The sequence below is a fragment of the Methylobacterium sp. J-043 genome, from assembly GCF_022829505.1.
GTDB lineage: Bacteria > Pseudomonadota > Alphaproteobacteria > Rhizobiales > Beijerinckiaceae > Methylobacterium > Methylobacterium extorquens_A.
This window is the reverse complement of record NZ_JAKSYB010000063.1, coordinates 87159-110979: the sequence shown is the minus strand read 5'-3', so window position 1 is coordinate 110979 and position 23821 is coordinate 87159. Positions and strand designations below refer to the sequence as shown.

Sequence of the window (23821 nt, the reverse complement as noted above, 5' to 3'; positions counted from 1 at the left end):
AGAAGTTCTTGCCGGATCGAATCCCTTGTCGGGGGCCGGTTCAGTTCCGGTCGTCGGCCAGGCGGACGGTCTGGCCGTCGCGCAGGGAATGGGCGCCCGCGACCACAACCCGCTCGCCGGGCTTCAGCCCCGTGCGCACGGCGATGCGCCCGTTTCCGTCCGGCCCGTCCCCGTACAGGGTCACGTCGCGGCGCTCGACGTGCCGGTCGCCCGGCTCATCCCCTTGGCCACCGTCTTGCCCGTTCGCCTTATCGTCCCCGCGCCTCTCGGCCTCCGGCACGATCCAGACCGAGCGGCGCCCCTCGGTGTCGAGGAGCGCGGTGGCCGGCAGGACGAAGCGGCGCTCGATGCGGCGCTCCAGCGCGACGGTGATGGTCGCACCGAGCCGAAAGGCGGGGCCGGGCTCCTCCAGGGTCAGGCGGACGCGGCGGGTGCGGGTGCCGGATTCGGCGAAGGGGGCGACCTCGCGCACCCGGCCGCGGGCGGTGATCGCGGGCGCGCTCTGGAGCACCACTGTGAACAGTCCGTCCTTCGGCATGGCGCCGGCCAGCGTCTCGGGGATGTCGACCACGGCCTCGCGGGTCTCGGGCCGGGCCAGCGTCACGATCCCCTGCCCCGGGCTCACGACCTGCCCGATCTCGGCGAGTCGCTGGGTGACGACGCCGTCGAAATCGGCGTGCAGCTCGGTATAGCCGATCTGGTCGCGGGCCTTCTGCAGGCTGGCCCCGGCCTGGGCGAGGCGGGCCTGGGCGGTGTCGCGCCGGGCCACCGCCGCGTCGAGCTGGGCTTGGGTGACGTTGCCGCCCTCCATCAGGCGCCGCGTGCGCGCCTCGGTCGCCGTCGCGTTCTCGGCCTGGGCCTTGGCATCGGACAGTTCCGCCTCGGCGCGGCTGAGGTCGAACCGCGAGACGATCGGGTCGAGGGCCGCGAGGCGCTGGCCCTTCTTCACGACATCGCCGATGGTGACGTCGCGCGCCACCACCCGGCCGCCGATCTGGAAACCGAGTTGCGACTGGTAGCGCGGCTCGACCGTACCGGTGAAGGGGCCGAAGGTCACGCTGTCGGTGGGCTGTGCCAGCGTGGTCAGAACCGGCCGCACGGGCGGCGGTGCGGGCGCCTCCTGCGACGGCTGGCAGGCGGTGAGCGGAGCGGCGCCGGCAAGGACGGCGCAGACCAGGAGCCTTCGCCTCATCGTCCGCCCTCCCCGGCCGCGGATTTCGTGGAGCCTTGCGCAGCGTCTTGCGTCGCCAGCGCGACGTGCTGGCCGGGGCGCAGGAATGGGATGCCGGCGACCACCACCGTTTCGCCGGGCTTGACGCCGCCCTTCAGGACGATGTCGTCGAAGCCGTAGCGGTCGATCTCGACCTCCCGGATCGAGACCGTGCCCGCGGCAGAATCGTAGATCCACACTGCTGGCCGGTCGTCGTAACGGTAGAGCACCGACCAGGGCAGCACCACGGCCTCGCGCGAAGCGAAGCGGCCCCGGCCGATCACCACGGCGCCGAGCGTCATCGCGGGCGGGGTCGATTCCAACCCGACCTTGACGCGGACCGTGCCGCTGGCCGCATCCACCGTCGGCGAGATTTCGCGCACATGCCCCGCCGCCGCCGCCGCGGGATCGGACTGGAGCGTGACGTGGATCGTCTTGTCGCCGGGCGGGTTGGCCGTCAGCGCCTCGTAGACGTTGAACACCGCGTCGCGCGGGCCGTCCTGGGCCAGCACCATCACGGCTTGACCCGCCTGCACCACCTGCCCGACCTCGAAGGTGCGGCTCATGACGATGCCGGAGACGCCCGCGCGCAGCTCGGTATAGGAGAGCTGTTCCTCGGCGGTACCGAGCGCCGCCTTGGCCGAATCGACCGCGGCTTGAGAGGTGCGCAACTGCTGCTCGGCGTTGTCGTAGGACGGGCGCGTGGTGTAGCCGCCGCTGATGAGCTGCTTCTGGCGCTCGAAGGTCACCTTGGCCTGGGTGAGCTGCGCTTCCGCCGAGACCAGGGCGGCGCGGGCGTTGTCGAGATTCGCCCTCTGCGTCAGCGGCTCCAGCACCGCGAGCACCTGATCGGCGGTGACGTGATCGCCGACCTCGACCCGGCGCTCGGCGACCTTGCCGTTGGTGCGGAAGGCGACGTTGGTCTGGGCCTGAGCCTGGATGTCGCCGGTGAGCACCACATCCGAGGTGACGGGACCCTTCGTCGCCGTCACGACCCGCACCAGCACGACGGAAGGGTTCTCCGCCTCCGGAATGGCGGAGGCCGCAGGCGCGTCCGCCGGAACGGCCGCGGTCGCGAGCAGGACCGACAGGGCAGCCGTGAGGGCGGTCGCGGTGAGGGCGGGGCGGAGCCGTGAGGACATCGGCCGAGTTTCCGGACGGCGGGGACTGGGCGTGCAGCCGTATCGCGAAAGGACGGCTTTCGCGGCGCAGGCTTATCGCCTATCTTACCGACCGTCCAGACGGTTTTTAATTGAGTTGGTGCGGGAGATGCCCCTGGCGTCTCCCGAAACATGAACGACGGCCGTGATTTGGTACGGCACGCGGGATGCCGCTTGCAGGGGGCGGGGATCGGGGGCGATCATGTCGCAGAAGACGCGCAGCCGGCGCGGCGACCGTGCTGGAGTGATTCTCGACGCGGCGGGCGCAGTGCTGCGCCGGGGCGGGGCACGGTCGCTCACCATCGACGCCGTGGCGGCCGAGGCGGGCCTGAGCAAGGGCGGCGTGCTGCACCATTACGCCTCGAAGGATGCGCTGATCCTCGCCCTCGTCGGTCGCAAGCTGGAGGAGCTGCGCGCCGGCATCGCCGCCTGCGAGGCCGAGCGGGCGCCGGGCGCGACGGGGCTCGCGCTCGGCATGATCGAGCACCTGCGCCGCAGCTACTGTGAGGAGGACGAGTTCAGCCGTGCCCTGCTCCTTGCCTCCGCCGAGAATCCCGATGCGCTCGCCGGCTACCGCGCGTTCGTGGCCGAGCGCCTCGCCCGGTTCGAGGCTACGGAGGGGCCGACCGGCGTTGGGGCCGCCCTGTTCTTCGCGCTGCTCGGGGTCGTGATGGGCCGCACCCTCGGTTTCCACGAGCTGAGCCCTGCGCAGATCGAACCGCTTCTGGGCGCGCTGGAACGTGCGGCGCAGGAACTCGGCTGAGCTGCCACGGTGAGAATGGGCCGGATTTGTTGCGGGCCGTTCGGCAGGTTCGGGCGGTAGAAGGTTACGGCATCGGCACGCGCCGTCTCTTGCACCTGTGCCCTGATGGAAGTCGGTCGGGGATGTCTGCCGGGGCGAGTGCGCTGCCTTCGATGAAACGGGCAGCTGCGGCCGGTCGGCTCTGATCGGGAAGAACCCGGACGATACGCAAGAAGCGCCTGCCCCGGTCGTCAGGAGCGGTAGGCTCTCGATGATCGAAGACCGATCGTGTGCCTGTCAGCGACGACAGGATGTCGGTTGCCCGCTTCGCCCCGGGTGAAGAACACGGGATGATCGAGTGCGCGGATCATGAAATGAGATCAGTTCATAGGAAAAACACTGTTTATCAAAATATTCACATGAGAGACGATGGTCGATCCGACAGCAATCGCCCACTCTCGACCTCGAGCCAGCCTTGACCGAGAGCGAAGCGGACGATGCTGGCGCGGGACCGGAGACCGAGCTTCTTGCAGCCGCGGATCTTGTAGGTATCGACCGAGGCCGCCGAGATCGACATGGCGAGGCTGACCTCCTTCATCGTCATGCCGAGGGCGATGAGCCGGAGCACCTCGCGCTCCCGTGCGGTGAGGCCGCCCTCCTGGCCGGGATGCGGAGCGGGCGGGCCGGCTTCCGTACGGTCGGGCGGCGCTGGCGGCGCGCGCATTTCGGGATCGACGTACTGGCCGCCCAGGACGACCGCTTCGATGGCTTCCAGCAGGCTGGTGCCGGCGGAACGCTTGAGGACGTAGCCCTGGGCCCCGGCGGTCAGCGCCTCGTCGACGAAAGCGAGGTCTTCGTTGACCGTCAGGAAGACGATGTGCACCGCAAGGCCCGCTTCGCGGAGCGCGCGCGCCACCGCGAGGCCGCTGATGCCAGTCATGGTGATGTCCATGACGACGACATCGGGATTGGTCCTGCGGACGAGGTCCAGGGCATGCCGGCCGTCGCTCGCCTCTCCGACGACCTCGATGCCGGACGTCTCGCCCAGCAGGCCTCGGACGCCGCTTCTGAAGATTGGGTGGTCGTCGATTAGAGCGACCCTGACCCGTTCCTTCGCCGTTCGCATATCATCCCCCTGTCAGCGGCAATCGCGCCAGAATCGTCGTCCCACCGCCGGGAGGCGATTCGATCATGAGCGTTCCACCGAGCAGCGTCAGCCGCTCGCGCATGCCAGCGAGCCCGAACCCGCCCCCCGCCTGACGCGCCTCGGCCGCCGGCTCGCACGCGAGTCCGGGCCCGTCGTCCTCGATCGCCAAGGTGACGCCGGTGCTGGCGTATTGCAGGGTCACGGAAACGTGGCGCGCCCCCGGCGCGTGCTTGACGACGTTGGTCAGGGCTTCCTGCACCAGACGAAAGATCGTCACTTCGATCTCCGGCGTGAGGCGGATCGTGGTCCCCGAAAGCTGGAATTCGGTGGGGATCGCGCTTTGGTCGGACCATTCGCGCACGAGGCCGCCCAAGGCGAGGATAAGGCCGAGTTCGGTCAGGGTGACCGGGCGCAGCTCCCGAACCACCTGACGCAGGCTGGCCGAGATCGCATCGACCTGTTTCAGCATCGCCTCGACCTGCATCGGCGACGGCGCACGCCGCAGGCGGTCGAGCTGCAGCTTCAGCCATGCGAGTTGCTGGCCGGCCTCGTCGTGGAGTTCCCGGGCCAGACGTTCCCGCTCGGCCTGATGCGCCCGGTAGAGTTGGGCGAGGACCGCGTCCCGGTCGCGCTCGGCGCGCAGGCGCGCCTGCGCGGTGCTTCGCAGGTCGGCCAGCAGGAGGTCGCGCTCGCGCAGCAGCTCTTGCTGGCTGCGATGATGGCGCTCGCGCGCGGCGAGTTCACGCCGAAGCATCGCCGCCTCGTTCGCCTGCAGGCTGAACCGCATCTCCGGCGTCGGCAGGAGCCGCAGGAGAACCAGGGGGTCGATCCCCTCCCGGTTCAGGCGGAAGCCATGGCAGCGGTAACGGCGTATCCCGCTTCCCCGCTTGATCGCGATCACGCCGGGAAGCGGCGTCCGCGTCGCCCTGGCCCGGGCGAGAAACACCGTCGAGACCCTGCCCGTAAGCGAGGGGCTGTCGGTCGGCGAAGTCCTGCTGTTGCGTGGGGTGGTGCCGGTCAGATGGATCCGGGACGGATCGTCCCGCGTCAGCAGAAGGCGGGCGGGATCATTGGCGTAGGCGATGCTGCCCGCACGGGCGACGACCAGGACGGGGGCATCGATCGAATCGAGGACGCGCGCCGCCTCCGCGGTCAGCGGGCCTGAGCCGGCCGCCGTCGCCACGCTCTGATCCATCGACGAGACCCCCCTCGACACGTCACAGGCTCCATGCATCCACGCATATGGCTCCGTGGTGCCGGGGAGGGCGCGATAAGCGTATCGAGAACGTTCGGCATCGATGTCCGTACATCAGCAGCGTGATCGAGCCGCCACCACCGACCGCGATTACTGACATCGTCAGGAGCCCCGTTACCCATCGCTGCCATGTTGGCATGATCCATCCGGGTTATGGTTGAAACACCGGATTAATTCCGCCAAGGCCGTCGTCGGGTTGTACGATATGACTCTGCTGCGACGCAGTATATAACAAAAGTGTTTCGCGGATACCTCATTGTTGATAGCCCGAAAGGCGTATTCAATTCATAATTGATGGTGTGTCGCGGATTTTCTGGATTGATCTCGCCTTGAATTCGATGATTCAAAATAATATTTGCCAATATCGGGTAATCTCTTGAGAGAAACTTGTTGGTTGCCGCCTTCATGCTAAGCATTGGAAGGGCAAATCTCTGCTGCGTCGCAGGAGAGTCTGTTGATTTGTCTATGATTAAGGATTTTGTTTTGATTTGACGTCGGTCCCGATCCTGTCGCAATCGAAATCTGTAATTCACGGAACACAAAACCGAACGTCATGATCAGGGTGGAATTTTTTGGAGACATAATGATTTTTATCCTGCTGATCCGCAATCTAGGGAGTTAATTCTCAATTATGTTGCGGATTGTCATTGCAGATGACCAGAGAAACTTCCGCACCATGCTGCGTAGAAGTTTGGAATTAAATGTGAGTGGAATCATCGTCTTTGATGTTTCGAATTCATCGGAACTGATCAACAGCCTCCGATCGCCACTGAAAACGGATCTCGTCATCGTCGGATCGCGCCTCCTTCCGGCCGGAGACCCGACCTATCTCGGAGCCCTGAAGCGAGCGGCCGGCACCGCACGCCTCCTGCTCATCGTTCCCCACGCCTCGGCCGACCTGTTCCAGGATGCCCTGAGCCTCGGCTTCCACGGATTGATCGTGCGGCGCCAGAGCCACGAGGAAATGCTCGAGGCGGTTCGAACCACGCTCGACGGCCGGCTCTACGCACCCAGTGCGATTCTGGCCGTAAAGCCGCCGGAGGCCGTGGCCGCGCTGCGGCAACCGGAGCGCGGCGTGCGAACGTTCGGGTTGACCCTGCGCCAGCGCGAAGTTCTGGCGCTGATCGGCAAGGGGTTATCCAATCGAGAGATCGCGATCGCGCTGAGTATCGCCGAGGCGACCGTGAAAATTCACGTCTCCGCCGTGATCCGGATGCTCGGCGTCAGAAATCGAACCGAGGCTGCGTTGCTCGCGCCGACAATCCTCAAGGGCAAAATCTAGTACGAACTGGATAGTCCGCGCTGAGTTGTCCAAGTTTTTTCTGACATGACAGGACACCTCCCATTCGGTCTAGTTAATTTGTGCCTAACCATTCTGCGACGCACAATATGTGCGTTTGAACGGCCCGAACAGAATCTGGCGGACAGGGTGATCCGGCGCGGGAGGTTTTCAGGAGATCAGGGGAGTAACTCCGATGGAACATATCGATACGCTCATTGTCAGTGACAACCGTATGGTCCGGGAAAGCCTGATCGCGCTTCTGTCCGGCACCCGTTTCGTGGTGCGGCAGGTCGCGGCCAGCCCGGCGCTTCACCTGTCCGACCTCAAGGCGGCGCATTTGGCGCTCGTCGTCATCGATGAGGAGGCTGCGGGCATCGTCGGGCAGGTCGCCGAGGCGCTGCCCGAGGTCAAGATCGTGGCGCTCGCGCTGCGCGACACCGAGGGGCTGATGCTGCGCAGCCTTCAACTCGGCGCTTCGGCCTATCTGACCGAGGACGTCTCCCCGGCCGACCTCCTCAAGACCCTGGAAGTGGTGATCGCCGATTGCGCGGTGCTGCCGGTGAGCTTCCTTGGGCGTTTGTGCCTGGCCTTCGACCCGGTGCGCACGCCCGGCCCGGTCGCCGCCCTGACCGGGCTGCAGAGGGCAGACGGCACCTCGCTCGCCAGCCTGTCGAGCCGCGAGGTCAACATCCTCGAAGGGCTGGCTCTGGGAGAGTCCAACAAAGTCATTGCCCGCAACCTCGACATCGCGGAGGCCACGGTCAAGGTTCACGTCAAGGCGATCCTGCGCAAGGTCCGGGTGAAGAATCGGACGCAGGCGGCGGTCTGGGCGATGAACAAGGGCATCGTCACCAATGGCTGTGCCCCCGCCGAGCGGTTCGGCGGCCTCGTACCGCCCCTCCCCCTCGTGGCCGGCCGCGACAGCTTCTCCGGCGCCCTGGCGGCCGTCGCCTGACGATCGCGCGGCGCCCAGAGGGCCCGGCGCCGCCTATCCCCGAAAACGCGTGATCCCGAACGCGATCGCAAGCCAAAAGACGAGGAAGCCGGCCATGAAGGTGTCCGTGGTCACCCCGACGCTGAACGGCGTTGAATACTTGCGCGAATGCATCGAATCCTCGCGGGCCAGCGCCCGCAACGGCATCGAGGTCGAGCATGTGATCGTCGATGCGGGCAGCACCGACGGAACCGTCGAACTCGCCCAAAGCCTGGGCGCCACCGTGCTCCAGGGCAAGGATCGCGGCATCTTCGACGCGATCAACAAGGGCTCCTTCGCCGCCTCGGGCGAGCTGCTCGGCTTCCTGGGCGCGGATGACGTGCTGCTCGAAGGCGGCCTGGAGGCCGTGGTCGAGGCCTACAAAGGCAACCGCCGGCGCTGGGTCGTCGGCGGGATCCGCTGGATCGACGGGCGCGGCCGGGGCCTGGGCGGGTTGGCCGCCCCGCCCAACTGGATGACGCCGCGCATGCTCGTGTGCCTTGGCTGGAACCCGGTCATGCATATGGCGACTTACATCGCGCGGGACTTCTATGCCGAACTCGGCGGGTTCAACTACGCGTTCAGGGATTGCGGCGACTACGAGATGTTCTGCCGTGCGCTGGCGCAGGAACCCTATGCCCGCGTCGGCCGGCCGGTCGCCTGCTTCCGCCGCACCGGCCAGAACAACAGCGCCAACCTCGCCCATAAGGCACGGGCGCTGGGCGAGGTCGCCCAGGTGAAGGGGGTGCACGGGCCGTCCTCCCGCGCGGAAGAGCTGTTCTGGCGCTATGCGCTGAAAGGCTACTTCAACGCCCGCAACCCGGATTGGCTCATCAGTAAGCAGCTCGATCTCGGCCGCAGCCGGCTGAAGCTTCAGCCCCACGCCCATTTCTAAGGTCCGAGCCGATGCCCTCGCGATCCTGTTGCCGTGACAGTGGGCGCCGGCTCGGACATCGCGCGGGCGTTATGAGGTGGAGACCGCTCCGTTCGAGCGGATCCGGTGGCACGGTCCCAGCGCGGGGCGAGCGCCGCAAGGCTGACCCCGAAGCCGCCATGGAGCCACCAAGGGAGCCGCCATGGAGACGCTGACCGACCGCGCCCGCCACGTGGCGTCGGATGGCCTCCCGGGCCCTCCGCGGATTCTCGAATTCGGGCTGATGCCGCTCGTGACCGCCGCCTTCCCCGAGCGCACGACCTTCCTCGATACGCGGCTGCGCTGGGCCGACGTGCGGACCCGCGCACCGCGTTCCGGCAGCATGCCCCTGCGGATGCTGAAGCTGGTTCGGCGGGTGGCCGGCATCGCTCGCGCCTGCCTCGTCCAAGACTACGACATCGTCGTTGCCCGTTGTGTCGGCCCGGTCAACAGCGCCGGGCGCGCCTATCCCGTCCATGCGGCCTTGAGCCTGATCGGGCTCGCCTTCCGCGGCCTCGTCCTGTTCGCCGCCCGCGGCCCCCGCGTCCGGCTCGCGGTCCTCGATGTGACCGACCATCTCACGATCCACCCACGCGACCGCGCCTTCCTCCGGCGTTGCGACCTGTTCTTCAAACGCGAGTTGGCCGCCAATCCGTGGAATACCCTTGAGACGGTGCTGCCCCGCGGCGCCTGCGCCGGCCATGCCCGCCAGGATCCCGCCTGCCTCGCCCTGCGGGCCAAGCTGCGCCCCTTCGCCCTCGGAATCGGGGCCACGGCATTGAAAGCCCCGATCCCGGCCTCCGCGCGCAGCTACGACCTGTTCTACGTCGGCTCGGCGCAGGGGATCGCCTTCCGCGAGGCCTTGAGCGGCGTCCTGCCCCGATTGACGGCCCGCGGCTGGCGCATCCACGCGCCGACGCACCGCTTGAGCCCGGAAGCCTTCGCCGAGGCGATCACCCGGAGCCGGTTCTGCCTGTCGCCGAGCGGCGTCGGCTGGGATTGCTACCGGCACTACGAGGTCGCAGCGCTGGGCAGCGTGCCGATCTTCGACACCCGCCCGCTGACCGGCATCAAGCCTTTCCTGCACGGCCGCGAGGGGTTCTATCTCGACCCGCAGGAGGATCTGGAACGCGCCCTCGACCACCTGCTGCGCACGGACGACACGGGCGTCGACCGGATGACATCGGCAGCTCAGGCGCTGGTCGAACGAGTCTACACCTTCGACGCGCTGGCCCGCTACGTGATCGCCGAGACGCTGGCGCTGGGCCCGTCCACGCGGGCGGCGGCCCTATCGCCGACGGAGGCGCTCGTCGCGGCCAAGGCCGGCCACCGGCAGCCTTCCCTGAACTGAACGGGTGGCTTCCGAGCGCGCGGACGCCGCCGCCAGCCGCTCCCGAGACCCGGCAGGCTCCGGCAACCGTGGCCGTTGAGCCTCACCCGCACGATCGCGCGCGCATCCATGTTGACGCGACGCCCGTCACAGCCTATCTGACGCCAGCACCGAGCGCGGGATTGCGGCAAACGTTTTCCTGCCTGAATCCGGACCGTTCTTAACGGGACCGGTGAGGGCTCCGGTGGGGGATAGTTTAACGGTAGAACCGCGGACTCTGACTCCGCTAGTCCTGGTTCGAATCCAGGTCCCCCAGCCACTAAATTTCTAAGTCATTCAGTTAGTTGAGCTTCTCGCGCAGCCGCCCTGCGGAGTGAGCCGGTTGCTACAATCCGCTGCTACAAAGCCCGTTCGAGTAACGGCGAAGGAGCGGAGTGTCGGCACGATCCAATTTCGTCCTGCGAGGGACGGTCTTTCACTTCCGGCGCGGCATCCCCGACGACCTGCGTAAGCGCATCGGACGGCGCGAGCTGGTGCGCAGCCTCGCGACTTCCGATGCCCGCACTGCCAAGCTGAGAGCGTGTCAGCTATACGTTGCCTCGGAGAGCCTTTTCTCGGCCCTCCGTGCGATGCCGATGCTGACCGACGCCCAACTCGCCCGCCTCGTACAGGATTTCTACGGTCTCATCCTCGACGGTGAGAACCGAGGACGCCTCGCGCACGGTGCCATCCCGAACGAGGTGCGCGAGCGCCGGGTCTTGCAGTACGAGATGATGGCTGTGCGCAACCGCGACGCGCTCGCCTGTAACAGACTGGAGGAAGCCGGCTTCGTCACCGAGCAGATGCTACGCAAGCAGGGCTTCGCGGTCACTGATCTCAGCCCGACGGATCTCGCTCAGGCGCGACAGGCCATGCTGCGGGCCGGCATCGACGTCGCTGAGGCCATCCGAGCGCAATATCAGGGCGATTTCAACTTCGAGCCCCGCGACCGCCTGCTCAAAATACAGCTGGATGCGCTGGCCTCAGGGTCGTCCGTCCCGCCGATGGCCGCTCCTGCTGCGGTCGAGCCCGAACCTCGAACAGTCCAGCAAGGCGTCGATCCCCTATCGATCGTGGGAACGGCCTTCCGCGCCACGCAGGTTGCTACAGGTGCCTGGGACCGACAGACAGCATCCCAGGCCAGCGCGACCTTTCGGCTGTTTGTGGACGTCTGCGGGGACCGGCCACTCTCCGCCTACTCTCGCAAGGACGCCGGCCGCTTCCGAGAACGCATCGAACGGCTGCCAAACGATTACGGCAAGCACCCGCGCTACCGTGACCTCACCGTCGAGGAGATCCTAGCCGCATCCAACGCGTTGCCAACCGTGAACCGCGCGCCACTCATCACGCAGAAGACGGTCAAGCGGCACTTCTCGGCGCTGTCCGCACTTTGGACCGCAGCCGTGGCGAAGGACGAGGCGGCCGCCAATATTTTCGCCGGTTTCCGCTTTGCCAACAGCCGAAAGGCCAGTGAGCAGCGCGACATGTGGGAGCGGGCCGAGCTTGCCCGCCTGTTCGCGACCCCAATCTGGATGGGCTGCACCTCGGCGGCTCGACGCACCACGCCCGGCTCCCTCATCCTGCGCGACGAGAAGTTCTGGCTGCCGCTGATCGCCGTGTTCTCCGGCATGCGTCAGGAGGAAATCTGCCAGCTGCACGTCGAGGATATCCGACAGGACGAGGACGTCTGGTTCATCGACATCAATGATCGGCCCCCACGCAAGGTGAAGAATGCGACCGCAGTGCGCCGCGTGCCGATTCATTCCGAGCTGATCCGCCTCGGCTTCCTCGCGCACGTCGAGAAGCACCGGCGCATCAAGCAACAACGGATCTTCCCCGGCCTCGAACCGGGCGGAGCGGATGCAAGGCTCGGCCACGCCTTCACCAAATGGTTCACCCGCTACCGCCGCGACGTCGGGGTCTACCGCGTCGGCCTCGACTTTCACTCGTTCCGGCACACCGCGACGACGCTGATGCACCAAGCGGGCGTGGTGCCGGCGGTGATCGACCACGTCACGGGCCACGCGACGGCAGGCGAAACAGCGCGATACACCAAGCGTTCGACTCTGCCGCAATTGCAAACCGCCATCGAAACGATCGCAATCGGGGTGGATCTCTCGCGCCTCTACACCAACGTCTCGAGTTAAGCCGCCGAGCGAAAGATCCTCCAGCAATCGGGGTTTGCGGAGACCATCAGCGCCGTCGCCCGCCTCTGAGCGGCGCGGGTGGTGCCTCACCCTCGGCGGGCGCCACGAACAGCTCCCCTAGCGGTACGGTCAGTGCCTCGGCGACCTTGTCGAGCAGGTCGACCGTCGGGTTCTCCGCCTGCCGCTCCAACCCGCCGAGATACGCCCGGTCCACGCCCGCGTCGGCCGCCAGCCGCTCCTGACTCAAGCCCTGCGCCACACGCACCCGGCGCAGGTTCCGCGCCACCAATGCCCGACCCTTCATAGGCCAGGATCAGCGGCCAGCACGGGCTATCTAACCACTGGCTATAGCCACATGTTAAAGCCAAGCTCGTGACGCGGCGGGAGACCGTAAGGGGCACAGGGTCACGATGCGTGTGCGCATCCACCGCGGCATGCGCGAGATCGGCGGCACCTGCGTCGAGCTGGAGCACGATGGGGCCAGACTGCTTCTCGACCTCAACCTGCCGCTGGACGGGGCCCCCGACGACACGAGCCGCCATCCGGCGATCGACGGACTGACCGGCGGCGGTGATCTTCTCGCGCTCGTGCTCAGTTACGGCCACCGCGACCACGTGGGTGTGCGCCAGCGCCAGGTCATGACCCGCCTCGCCGCGGATGGCGGCTTCGGTCTCGATCCGGCTGCAGCCTTCTGGACTCGCTATGAAGGACTGGCGACACTGGCAGAAATGAAGCGGGCCGCAACGCCGCTCGCCGGTCTGGAGAAGACGGGTGTGCACGCGCTGGTGCAGGCCAGCCCGAACGTCGTCGATGTCGAGGTCTCACTCACCGGGGCCCCCCTCGACATCGCGGCCGAGCCTGATGGAGCGCAAGCGGAGGTGGACGCCGTACTCCAGTTCCCTGACGCGGACGCGGGTGTGGCCCCAACGCGGCAGGATCGGCTCGACGTAGCGAGCTTGGAGGAGCGGGGCGTGGCCGATGAGGCGTGGCTCGTCTTCCATGAGGCAAAGCTCGCGACAAACCCTGCCCTGCGCTCAAGATCGACCCCAGCCATCGTGGGGCAGGTCGAACGCTACCGTGCCACGCTGAAGCACGAGGCCGACCGCCTCGCTACGAGTTACCCCGCCTTGTGCCGCGACCTCGTCCGCCTCGACACGCTGCGCCGCACGGTGCGGCTGGCCCGCGGCCTCGACGTGGCTGCGCTGCCGCTGCGCGACCCGCTCGTGGCTGAGGTGGCCTCCGGCGCACGCCGGCTGCGGGTCGACCCCGAGCCGCGCCTCGTCCTGTTCGGCTTCGACGCGGACCAGAGGGGTGTCACGGTCGGGACGATCACCGAGAGCCTGAGAAGCCAGCACGGTCTGCGAGTCTACGCGGTCGGCCGGTCAGGCAAAGGCACGGCTGCCTTTCGCCGCCCGAAGGATCTGTCATCCGAGGCAGTCTAACCCAGGGTGCGACCGCCGGCCGCAGCGGGAATCTGCAGCCGGCGGTAAATTCGCGGGGTGAGGAACGGGAATACCTATCCTCGGCTCCGCCGGAGCTTCCGCGAGACCCTTCGTCATGTCCCTCTCGGCCCGTCAGCCCACCTCGATCGGCTGCAGGCCACGCGTTGGCCGGCACATGCATGCCGCCACGACTGCCCTGCGTTTCGGCGTACTGGTCGCGCTCGCCGTCACCGCGATACCGGCTCAGGCCGACTCGCCCTTTGAAGGGCGTTACCAAGGCCGCGGCGAGGGACGGCTCGATCTGCAGGTGTTTGAGCTGGGTGACGGCAGCGGCACCCACTTCGTCGTTGCCGAGACGGCGATTCCGAATGAATGCACCGGCGAGCTGCGCGGTCTTGCCAAGCCCGGTGGCGCCGGGGTGCTGATGTTGACCCGCAAGGAGAGCGGCTCGGAGGAGATCTGTACTCTGACACTGCGCCTCGGTTCTGACCGTAAACGTGTGCGGATGGAAGCGCAGGGCTGCGGTGACTTCCACGGGACGTCCTGCGCCTTCGCTGGCGCGCTGACCCGCCGCTAACCTTTCCGCACCGGTTGGGCGACTCGGTGCCTGGACCGTCCGGCTTCCCCCTCCTCTCTTTTCGACGGATCACCCTCATGCTGCGCGCGACGCTGCCGCTCTGCCTGCTGCTGCTGGCCGCCCACCCGGCCCAGGCGAACCCGCCGGTCGATGAAATCAAGTCCGGCGGTTGCCTCGAACTCAAGCTCGACGGAAAGCCCGCCTCCTGCAACCACGACTTCCGCCTCGTCGATGACGGCAAAGGCGAGGTCAGTTTCGTCACCGGCTATCGTGCGGCCCAGACCAAGCCGGAGATGGTGATCAACTTCGCGACTGCCCAGACACCCGACATGGAGAGCGCCTACGGCTACGCGCTGCGCCTAACGCATGTGACGCTGATGACCGTTGGCGCCCCCGACCAGCAGCGGCATTGGCCAGCTACGGGCCTGTGCTTCATGGTCAAGCCTAATCCTGTGCGAGCGGGCGCCACGCCGATCAAGCAGGACATCGTGGTGATGTGCTCGGCGGCGCTGACCGATGCAGGTGCTCCCATGAAGCGAATCGACTGGAAGTTCGTGTTCTGACGGGAGCGAACGCGATGAGCAGGAGCACTCACGGCACGGATACCGCCCCTTCAGAGTCCAGCAGCCCTCTTGGCGAAATGCCCCTACCGAGCATCGGTATCTTCTGGGGCGTGCCCGACGGCGGACGCACGGTGCTGGTTACCGACCGCACGACTTTGGCGCAGGCGGAAGCCTACGGCGACTGCCTCACCCACCCGCGCGGGCACCACGAGGTCTGGGAGGCATGGCGCAGCCTCGGCGCCACCGCTCTGCGCCGCGGTGGTCTGCCACCGGCCATCGCGAGCCACGAGTACGAGGCGTTTCCGCGCGGGCGAGTGGTGTATATGCGCGGGCCGGCGCTGTTCACCCTCTACGCCGACCGGCGTTTGCAGCGGCCTGAGACGGTTGCCGAACTCGTCCGACTGTTCGGCCTGACCGGGCAGACACACACGGTGTGCTCGGACGCGCACTACCGCACGCTCGCCTGACCCGGAGGACACGCAGGATGGGCGGCAGCTCGGCCGACATCGAGGCGCTGCTGGTCGATGTCACCAACCCGGACAACCCAACGCCGGGGATGCTGCCGGCAATCTTTCGCGACATCGTCGGACGGCTCGACGCGGCCGGACTCCCCTACGCCGTGGTCGGCCGCATCGCCCTGACCCTGCACGAGCAAGCCCGCTTCGTCGGAGACATCGAGATCGTCGCCGACCTCGACCCGGACGGGGGCGATTACGCCGCGGAGCTCATGCGGGCGACGCGGGCCGGGTTCGTGGCGCACATGGACCCGGACCGGTGCCGACGGCCCATCGAGCTGACGCTGCGGCCCTGCACCGGCGCGACCGAGGCGGGGCTGCTGGCCGACGCGATTATCCATCCGTGGTTCGGCGTGCCAGCGCGGCTGGCGAGCGCGGAGCACCTGCTCTGGCAGTGGTGCCGTACTGAGATTCTCGACCATGCCATGAATGCCAGCGCGCTGATCGCGGGCGGCACGGTCGACCTCCACCGTGTGCAGACCCTGTTGCGCGAGACTGACGACGTCGAGCAGAGCAGCCAGCGGCGGTTGCGGTTAGCGATCGGCGACGCGGTCTTGTCGACGACGTTCTCATTCAGCCGGTTCATGGCGGAGCGGCGCGCCCGGCTTGATCCGGACCGCGTGCCGGTCTGGCAGCTACAACGGGCGAAGGCCACGGACAGCGGGGAGCGCTGAGGGCGCGGCCGTCCAACACGACAGCTCCGCATCGCTGCGTAGGGCGACCGCGTCCAGGGCTGTTTCGCGCCGGTCGCAACGACTACATCACAGCGAAAATCACCCGGGCCGGCGGCAGACAAGCTCGACCAGCAGCCCCCTGCCGCCTACGGCGCCCCCCGCTAGTGGGCGCCAGCGTACCACCGACAGGTGGATGAGTGCCCCCTCGGCTAGGGCAACTCTGCCGCCATGCCCCTACGGCTTGGCGCTCTTGAGCTCTCAGCCCGGCTGACCTCAGCACCGAGACCACCCGACCCGGACCATCGCAGGTTTTCCGCCAATCTCGACCGCGCCAAGGGTTTGAAACTTGGCACCTCTCGACGGGTCGGTTTTGCCGACACGCGGCCTCGATAGTGGCCAACGACATCCAGCTCGGCCCGACGGATCGATGCCTTGGTGAGCCCTCCCCGATCCCAAATCTGCTCCGCCACCGTCGGCGAGCCACGCGAGCAGTTCAGCCGCTCACGGCCTCGCCCTGCCGCCGTGCGGCGCCGCGCGCACCCGTTCACTCCGGCGCCTGCTGATCCTGACTGACGCGCAGCCGTCGCCACTCGAGACCCGCGAACGCGGAATCGAACGAAGCGTCCGCCCCGATCGGCAACGCTGCCCGTGCCTCCGCCCAGAACCGCTCCGCCAGACCTGGGTCAGCGTCCCATGCCGCACGCCACCATGTTAGGATTGGCGCTCGCGCGAGCACCAGCGCTGACGGCAGCCGATCGCGCTTCACATGCTAGTGCACCCAGCGCGAGGACGGAACCAGATTCCAAAGGTCACCGCACGGCCACGCCGACCATGGCAGCGCGTGATCGATGTGTAGAGTTCGTTTGAGCGATAGTTCGAGCCGGCAATGGACAGGAAGCTGCGATTACCAGCTAGGATCGCGCCGCTTTCGCCTTTCCTCAAGCCCGTAGAGAGGCATCGATCCGATCAGCTGGTCTGGCGCCGCCGCGGCTTTGTTGCGCTCCTCAACGCCGATAGCGAGCGCCAATTGAATCAATGCTGACCTCGCAATCTTCATCACCCGTAGTGCTTTGGCTTCGAGCAAATCGCTGTTGATCGATAGGCCCAATCCTCTGGTCGCGGGCGAGATGAGCATCAGATCCCATGCCCATCCCTCATGGACCTGCAGATATTTATGCTCGAGCGCGTTGCGGATGTCGTGCAACTCTCGGGCGTCCGCTCCGGTCGTACGCTTGAGTTCGTTGTCGAACAGCTCCTTCGATAACCAGTAAAGGCCGCGCAACGGCCAGTTTGGATAAATTTTGAACCGATCCAGTAGGCGCGGCTTGCCCTCAGCCATCCAGACATTTTTGAAGTTAATGCGGTCGGCGACTTTGCCGAGCTTCCAGACATGGTCAACGAGGTACGCCACCTTGTCTAGCAACGAGTAAGCGATGCGGTAGGCGGAGCGGACGCGCTCGGTCGCTAACGAATGCGCCGGGTAGTCGAGCGTATCGAATAACCGCACGCCGCGGTCCGAGAAATGGAGCTTAGTGCTGTTTAAGCCCTCGTACAGCATAAAGCGTGCCGAGGCATATTCCTGCTTCATTTGATTGAAGAAACCGATGACCGGCGGCGGCGTAAAGGCGCCGGGCCGGTCATCAAAAGACTCCGTGATCGCCGGCAGCACGAGATCGTCGATTGCCGCCGCCGTGAAAGGACCGAGATCGTTCAGCGGGCTGAGGAAGAGCCTACGGTCCAGACACCAGCGCCGATAGGCTTGCTCGGCCTTACTGCGCCCGAGAACCGTGCCATCGAGATCCTGTAAAGCGCGTACACGATTTAGATCGACCGCCGCGGCATATGCGGAGGCGGTCGCGGCGAACTGCTGCCGCAGATCAGCCTGATTATCGCCTTCATAAATAGCATCCGGCGCGACCGCTGCCGCTAATCCGTCATGCGCGTGCAGCAGGAGGATCGCACGTTCACGATCATCCTCCAGCAGCCCGCCATAATGTTTGAGGCCCATGCCGCGGTTCGCTAGCGCCATCGCAAAATTGGGGATGATCCGCAGTGCCCTGTCCCAGCCCTCTATCGCGTCGACGAAGCGTCCCATGGTGTTGAGCAGGTTGGCGCGATTGGTGAGAACCTGGCAACGGCGGCTGACGTCGAGCTTGGCAAAGCCGGGGTGTGCAGCGGCGCGGGATAGCGCCAAGATCTGCTGTTCCCGCTCGGCATGCTCCCAGTCCCAGGAACCACGCTCACCCGCCAGTTCTTCCCTGGCACTCCAGGCATTCGCGCGGAAATACTCAATAAGAGCGCCTTGGTTGGGCATCAGCTCGCGCTTCGCCAGCTCGTCGAGCAGATTGATGGCGCGTTCGACACCGCGCCGGAACTGTGCGTCAAGGGACGAGTCGATTAAGATCGCGATATGGTTGAGTGCAGCGTCGGCATCGAGCTGTGCGATCGATCGCTGACGCAACTTCTCCATTTCCGCCGAAGTCGGCATACAGCGTTCCTTCGCCAGCGGTCCATGTCCGGTGCGATGACCTGGCATCAGTCGCTTACGCAGCGCCACGAGCACACGCGTCGAAATTCGGGAGATCGGCTTATCGTTAGCGAAGCAGGTCGGGAAGTTCGTAGAGAAGCTTCAGAGCGTCTGACCATCCCACGTCTGAAAACAGGCGCAGGATCTCGACGAGGGCGGCTCGGCGCGTGTCGTCTTCGAAGATCGAGCGGTGGTCGGCAATATAGCGGGTGATCATCCGCACGATGACCGGCGCGGCGAGGCTTTCGTGATGATAGCCCTCGCGCGCGGCTGGGCCTGTCAGCAGCGCGTGAAGGGCGTTGAACACGCCGGCCGGATCACCGGGTATCAGAAACTCATAGAGTTCGACGAGATGATGGTGTGTCGAGGGTTCGCGTGAGGCCGCCAGTAGAGCGAGCATCGGGCGATAATCGACAAGGAACCGGTGCATGGTGTCGGCAGACATGAGTTTGACCGCCGCCTCGCGACTGTCGGCATGCGCCCCCGAGCCGAAATAGAGCTGGTTCATGAGGTGGCCGATCGCCGATTCCGCTGCTCTGTATGTGGCGATGGCGGCATCGCGCTCGGCGCCCTCGACCGTCCCGCCTGTCACCGCGGCATGGCTGGCTTCCGCAGCCGCCGAGCACGCCTCCAGGATGACCATCGCCGCTTGCTGCGCGCGATCGGCAAGCCCTGCATCGCGCTGCTCACCGCTCGCATAGCGGGCGTAGAACGCGCCGCGCAGCATCGACAGAAAAGAGGTAAGAAACTCGCGGTGCGCGGCGGGACTGCGGGCCCCGGTCTTGAGCCATTCGAGCGCGAGCGTCTCTTCCTGCCAGCACCAGAGCTGCGCGGTCAGGCCACCGAGCTGTTCGGCTATCTTGTCCCGGCTGGGCTTGTCGTCGTGCTCTACCGCCTCGCAGCGAGCCCGCACGATCTCGATGATCGCCTTGCACTTTTCGACATCGTGCCAGGTTAAGCGCCAGATGACATAGTGCAGGAAGGCGCTCAGTACCTCTATGTGCGGCTCGTCGCGCGCGACGTGCTCGGCCAGCGCCCACATCTTCCCGAGTGCGATGCGGCTCAGTACTTGCAGGCTTTGCGACGCCTGGAGACGGACCTGCGGCGCCGGGTCGGCGAGGATCGCGTCGAACATGTCAACGATCTCGACATGATCTTTGCCGAACCGGTCAGCGAGCGAGACATAGGCTTTGGCCGCATAGACGCGGACCTCACAGTTGCCCCAGCTCAGGCTGGAGTTTTCGTCCTTTTCCCTGGCCTCCGGGAAGCGGCTCGCCCAAAGCCGCCGCAACACTTCGAGCAGTTCCTCGATCGGCGGCATGCCCTCGACCCCGGGCGCATAGGCCTTCGCACTGGCGATGCGTTCAACAGCATTACTGACATGCCCCCAGACCGGCTGCTCGACCTTCTCATGCAGCGCGTCGACTTGAGCGTCATAGAATGCAATCGTCGCCGACACTTTCGCCCAGAGCTCGGCGAGCGCCATCCCGCCACTGCTTGCGGGTGTGGCCTCTACTTTCTCGTAGAGCGCCTCGGACCGGGACAACATCTGCGCGTCCACGCCTTCCTCGACATCGATGCCTTCGTCAGCGAGCAGGCTGCGCGTGACCCCGCGCGACGGTCCCCAGTGCACCGACACCGACCGCGTCGGCGGATTGCCGGTCAGTTCGTCCGCCGCCACTAGTTCCTCGCGCAGCGCACGCATAGGATCGGTCGCGATCGCGTCCGCATCGACCAGCGACAGGAAGCGGCTGAGCGTGCGGCGACGCCATCGCTGCTCGGTTTCATCCGCAAATAGACCGCCCCGGAGCGCTTCGTTCTCGAATGCCGCCCGCCTGGAAAGCAATCGCGACGGGTAGACCGCGGCTAAGAAGCGAACGGCATCGCGTACGATGTCGCCATGCGCCAGGATCGTGATGTTGCATGCGAACGGCCACAGTAGATCGGCGACCTCGCCGACGCGCTCGGCGCCAACGCCGAGGATTCGAGTCCACACCGCCGGCCCGGCATAGCCGGTTGCGGCCGCATCGACCGTGTCGGCGAAGGCGGCAGGCGAGCAGCTGCGCAGATGTGCGACGAGCTGTGCAAGCACATCGTCGTCCTGTGTGCCGTGGCGATCCTCGGTGTCATCCCAGGATTTATACTCATGATCGCGGCCGAGCAGATCGAACGGAGCCCGGCCCGGCACGACGACCTGTTTGCGGTAGTTGCCCAAGGGCATCGCGCGATCGGTGACACCGAGCGATGCCTCTACGATCGCGCGCGTGCCGAGTAGCACCGACAGCTCAAGTAGGCGCGTGACTCGCCGCCCCAGATTGTAGCGGCAGTGACGGTAATCCTGGCTGCGGTTGGACGAGAGTGGCATGATTCGGCTCGCCTGCCCGCCCATGAACGAGGTGCTGTTGTCGGTGATGTCGCGCGAGTAAAGCACGCTGTAGATCTCGATCGCGAAATTGGCGTCGGCTCTCGCGATCGGCATAATCTGCTCGGAAAGCCAGATCGCTTCCTTGTCGGCATGGGTCGAGAAATGCGGATCGCGGAGCATCCGGTCGAGGAGCGTTCGCGACGCAGCCGGATCGGACGCAAAGCTCTTGCCGACGAAGCGGATCGCATTTGCTGCCGTCTGCTGCATCGGCGGATCGGCGGCCCAAGCAAAGGCGAGTAGCGCACGCGCGGCGCGGCCAAAGACGTCGAGCAGTGCGGGTTCGACAATGTCGCTCTTGTCGAACAAGGTGTGGAGCAGGAAGCGTGTCGCGTCGGAAAGGTCGCGCGAGCCTGTCCTGATCGCGGCGTCGGCGACCGTCGCCCAGGCGAGCGCTTCGTCCGGCACGATGCTGCCGGCAGCATCACCCGCCAGGCCGACGAAGCGGGCGAGCCGCGAGAGCATCGTTGCCAGCGCCTCGTCATTGGGGCGAGCTGCGATCAGCTCGACCAGCCCTGCGATATTGGTCAGCATTGCCACGCGCTCGATAGCGGTGCGCAGCGCGACATTGGCGAGCACCGGATCGACCGCCGGATTGGCGTAGATGTCGGCAACCAAGCGCCAGACCTGCGCCTTGCCCTCAACGTCCTGGCGCCACAGCCGCTCAATCGCGAAGCGCAGCGCGGGCGCGAGCATAAGCGCGATCGAGCTGTCGCCGCCGAGCTGCGGAATGAGCCGCGCGGGATCGTCCCACTCGAGGAAGAATCGGCCGGCGACATGGTCGAACAGCACATGATGAGAGAAGCTGACGAGATCGCTAGCCTCGGCGAGCACGCCGGTCTGAATGACCGCATCGAGCTGATCATGCCCGACGACGACCTTGCGCACTGCGAGCCGGCGCCGCACAACCATCGCGCCGACCGTCGCGGCCGCGGCCTGATGCGCCGGTGTGCCGGCGAGCCGGTGATCCTCATAGGCGTCGATCAGGTCGGACTGGGTGGCAACGGTTCGGATGCTGTCGGGGCTGGCGCCATCGGCGAGCAGTTGCGCGGTAAGCGAGAGATTGAAGACATTGCGCAGCAGGTCGCGCAGCTGGCCGGGCGCGGCGGCAAGCAATGCGCCCAGATCGGCGGAGGCGACGCCGGCGGCGTCAAGATCTTCGTCCACAAGCCGCGGCACTTGGAAATGCCGCACGGTGGCAAGACCCGACTCCGCATAGGCCGAATCCGGCGGCGAACCGGGCATGGCGTCGCGGAACCGCCGACCGTTGCGTAGGTCGAACGTGCGGATCGAAGCGATGACGGTCCAGTTCGGCGCTGAGGCTCCCAGCATCTCAATCAGCTGGGCGAAGACGCCTTCCGCCGGGCCGCCACGCGCGGCATCGAGCGCATCAATGATGAGCAGCTTGCGCCCAGCGCCGGGCGCCGCGGCGAGCACCTCGCTCAGCGGATGCGTCAATCCCAGCTCAGACTGGAGATTGGCGGCAATGGCGACGCCTGGAAAGCGGTCGACCGAGAGAAACACCACCGTATCGCCCGTCGCGCGGTACGCCTGAGCCAGCGCGACCAGCGCACCGGTCTTACCGGCGCCCGGCTCGCCAATGACGATCAGCGAGCCTGTATCGACCGCGGCGCCAAGCGGTCCGTCGCTGGCCCGCGCGATCGGGATGCCGCCGGCGATCGGCAGGCACGTGTGTCCGGCGAGACGCGCAAGCTCGGCCTCGGTCGCGGTCGATAGGCACTCCAGATCGGCGGTGTAGTCGGCGGCGCCGATGTCATTGTGGCCGAGCCTGCGAAGCTCTTGCAGCAGGCCAGCGCGATCCGCAGGCGCGCCGCTGCCGATCATGCCGCGGATGATGCCTTTCAACCCGCGCAAAGGCGCGTCGCCAGCGGCTTCGGCACCGTAGAGCCGTGAACCGAGCAGGCGCGACGCTTCGCGCCAATTGTCCTCGCCCTCGTTCATCGAGAAGCGCACGATGCGGAACACCCGCGCCATAATCGCCAGTTCGACCTCGGTCGGCGGCGTGGCTGAATGCGTCGCCCATGCAGTCTGCGCATGCGTCTGAAATAGATTAAGCGCGTCGCGCTCTACTGAAGACCGTCCGGCCTTGGTCGTTGTCCAGCTGCCACCAAGATCGAACGCACGGCATCCCCGCTCCAGTGCGTCGAGCGTGCGCGGCGCATTGACGGCAACCGCGAGGACTGCTCGCGCTTTCGTCGGATCGAAAGCGACTCCGGCGGCGCGGGCGTTGATCATGAAGGCAACGAGCTGGCTGATTGTCTTGCCGAGTGGGCTTGTGGGACTGGTATCTAGCCCGGCGCTGGTTTTGCTCTGAAGGTCGATGCGGCTGGCGTCGTCCTGATCCAGACGAATGTCGTCGAGCCCGTCTCCAGTCTCAAGCTGGATCGATACTGGCAAGGCGGTGTTGGCGAGGCCGAAGCGCCCGCCGACAGGCATCCGCGCCAGCAGATGAGCGGCAAGCCAGGTGCCGACCTCGGCCTGGAAATCCATGCCAGCTTCGGTCGCGCGGCCACCGGCGCGCATTCTAAGTTTCGGTGAAGCTTTGCTAGACAAGTGCGCTCCGTAAAAACACGGCCCTTACTGGGCATGCCACCGACATCACAACCCGATGCGGCATTAAGCGATCGGCCTCAGCCCATTTTTCAGTACTACGGCGAGTAACCTCAACCGCAGGCCGCCCGGCGGCCACCTTGAAGCCCAGGCTGGTTAGCCACGCCGCGTCGCGGGTCGAGCCCCCACCGACCGGTGCGAGGCGCCTCTCACCGGTCGGCAACAGCTTCTAGACCGGGATCGGCGCAGATGACACAACGCCGCTACAAATCAGGAGGCCGTTGGCATTGACGCGTAGCGCTCATGACAACAGAGCAGGCGCAGCTGAGATA

Annotated in this window: 18 protein-coding genes and 1 tRNA gene; 12 read left to right on the top strand and 7 right to left on the bottom strand. The window is 66.3% G+C overall.

Annotated elements, in window-relative coordinates:
- Positions 1-40 precede the first annotated feature (40 nt).
- Together MKK50_RS18500 and MKK50_RS18495 are read right to left on the bottom strand one after the other, a co-directional pair.
- Entirely contained in the window at positions 41-1192 is a 1152-nt protein-coding gene (locus MKK50_RS18500) for an efflux RND transporter periplasmic adaptor subunit (protein WP_499024442.1), read from the bottom strand.
- Positions 1189-2352: an efflux RND transporter periplasmic adaptor subunit gene (locus MKK50_RS18495; RefSeq protein WP_499024441.1), complete on the bottom strand. Its 1164-nt coding sequence runs from the start codon at positions 2350-2352 to the stop codon at positions 1189-1191. Before MKK50_RS18495 ends, MKK50_RS18500 begins: the two co-directional genes overlap by 4 nt.
- A gap of 220 nt (positions 2353-2572) precedes the next feature.
- Between MKK50_RS18495 and MKK50_RS18490 the strand changes: the two genes are divergently transcribed.
- Positions 2573-3133 (top strand): TetR/AcrR family transcriptional regulator, encoded by a 561-nt coding sequence (locus MKK50_RS18490; protein WP_253369402.1) that lies wholly within the window; start codon positions 2573-2575, stop codon positions 3131-3133.
- A 394-nt stretch (positions 3134-3527) separates the two neighbouring features.
- On the opposite strand, the gene MKK50_RS18485 is transcribed toward MKK50_RS18490, so the two are convergent.
- Together MKK50_RS18485 and MKK50_RS18480 are read right to left on the bottom strand one after the other, a co-directional pair.
- Positions 3528-4238: a response regulator gene (locus MKK50_RS18485; protein WP_499024439.1), complete on the bottom strand. Its 711-nt coding sequence runs from the start codon at positions 4236-4238 to the stop codon at positions 3528-3530.
- Between the two features lies 1 nt (position 4239).
- The gene (locus MKK50_RS18480; RefSeq protein WP_499024436.1) at positions 4240-5454 is read right to left on the bottom strand and encodes a sensor histidine kinase; all 1215 of its coding nucleotides are present in this window, start codon (positions 5452-5454) and stop codon (positions 4240-4242) included.
- A 691-nt stretch (positions 5455-6145) separates the two neighbouring features.
- Between MKK50_RS18480 and MKK50_RS18475 the strand changes: the two genes are divergently transcribed.
- From MKK50_RS18475 to MKK50_RS18450, 6 genes are all read left to right on the top strand, one after another.
- Entirely contained in the window at positions 6146-6796 is a 651-nt protein-coding gene (locus tag MKK50_RS18475; protein ID WP_499024434.1) for a response regulator transcription factor, read from the top strand.
- Positions 6797-6989: 193 nt separating this feature from the next.
- Positions 6990-7751 carry a LuxR C-terminal-related transcriptional regulator gene (locus tag MKK50_RS18470; RefSeq protein ID WP_253369395.1) on the top strand — a complete coding sequence of 254 codons (762 nt, stop codon included), beginning with the start codon at positions 6990-6992 and terminating at the stop codon, positions 7749-7751.
- A 94-nt stretch (positions 7752-7845) separates the two neighbouring features.
- The gene (locus tag MKK50_RS18465; protein ID WP_253369393.1) at positions 7846-8664 is read left to right on the top strand and encodes a glycosyltransferase family 2 protein; all 819 of its coding nucleotides are present in this window, start codon (positions 7846-7848) and stop codon (positions 8662-8664) included.
- 181 nt (positions 8665-8845) lie between these two features.
- Positions 8846-10033, top strand: a complete 1188-nt coding sequence (locus MKK50_RS18460; RefSeq protein ID WP_499024429.1) for a glycosyltransferase family protein — start codon at positions 8846-8848, stop codon at positions 10031-10033.
- Between the two features lie 224 nt (positions 10034-10257).
- A tRNA-Gln gene (locus tag MKK50_RS18455) sits at positions 10258-10331 on the top strand.
- Positions 10332-10446: 115 nt separating this feature from the next.
- Positions 10447-12198, top strand: coding sequence for a DUF6538 domain-containing protein (locus tag MKK50_RS18450; RefSeq protein WP_499024427.1), 1752 nt, complete (start codon positions 10447-10449; stop codon positions 12196-12198).
- Between the two features lie 46 nt (positions 12199-12244).
- Here MKK50_RS18450 and MKK50_RS18445 read toward each other — a convergent pair whose 3' ends face one another.
- Positions 12245-12484, bottom strand: coding sequence for a helix-turn-helix domain-containing protein (locus MKK50_RS18445; RefSeq protein ID WP_499024425.1), 240 nt, complete (start codon positions 12482-12484; stop codon positions 12245-12247).
- Between the two features lie 124 nt (positions 12485-12608).
- Here MKK50_RS18445 and MKK50_RS18440 point away from each other — a divergent pair, with 124 nt between their 5' ends.
- From MKK50_RS18440 to MKK50_RS18420, 5 genes are all read left to right on the top strand, one after another.
- On the top strand, positions 12609-13640 hold the full coding sequence (locus tag MKK50_RS18440) for a hypothetical protein (protein WP_499024423.1): 1032 nt from the start codon (positions 12609-12611) through the stop codon (positions 13638-13640).
- Positions 13641-13755: 115 nt separating this feature from the next.
- Positions 13756-14217, top strand: coding sequence for a hypothetical protein (locus MKK50_RS18435; protein WP_499024420.1), 462 nt, complete (start codon positions 13756-13758; stop codon positions 14215-14217).
- Positions 14218-14294: 77 nt separating this feature from the next.
- Positions 14295-14780, top strand: coding sequence for a hypothetical protein (locus MKK50_RS18430; RefSeq protein WP_499024418.1), 486 nt, complete (start codon positions 14295-14297; stop codon positions 14778-14780).
- A 77-nt stretch (positions 14781-14857) separates the two neighbouring features.
- A complete protein-coding gene (locus tag MKK50_RS18425; protein ID WP_499024416.1) occupies positions 14858-15247 on the top strand; it encodes a hypothetical protein in 390 nt (129 codons plus the stop codon).
- Positions 15248-15264: 17 nt separating this feature from the next.
- The gene (locus MKK50_RS18420; RefSeq protein WP_499024414.1) at positions 15265-15969 is read left to right on the top strand and encodes a hypothetical protein; all 705 of its coding nucleotides are present in this window, start codon (positions 15265-15267) and stop codon (positions 15967-15969) included.
- Positions 15970-16873: 904 nt separating this feature from the next.
- On the opposite strand, the gene MKK50_RS18415 is transcribed toward MKK50_RS18420, so the two are convergent.
- On the bottom strand, positions 16874-18526 hold the full coding sequence (locus MKK50_RS18415; RefSeq protein ID WP_499024411.1) for an LA2681 family HEPN domain-containing protein: 1653 nt from the start codon (positions 18524-18526) through the stop codon (positions 16874-16876).
- Between the two features lie 37 nt (positions 18527-18563).
- Positions 18564-23462 (bottom strand): P-loop NTPase family protein, encoded by a 4899-nt coding sequence (locus MKK50_RS18410; protein WP_499024408.1) that lies wholly within the window; start codon positions 23460-23462, stop codon positions 18564-18566.
- Positions 23463-23821: the final 359 nt, after the last annotated feature.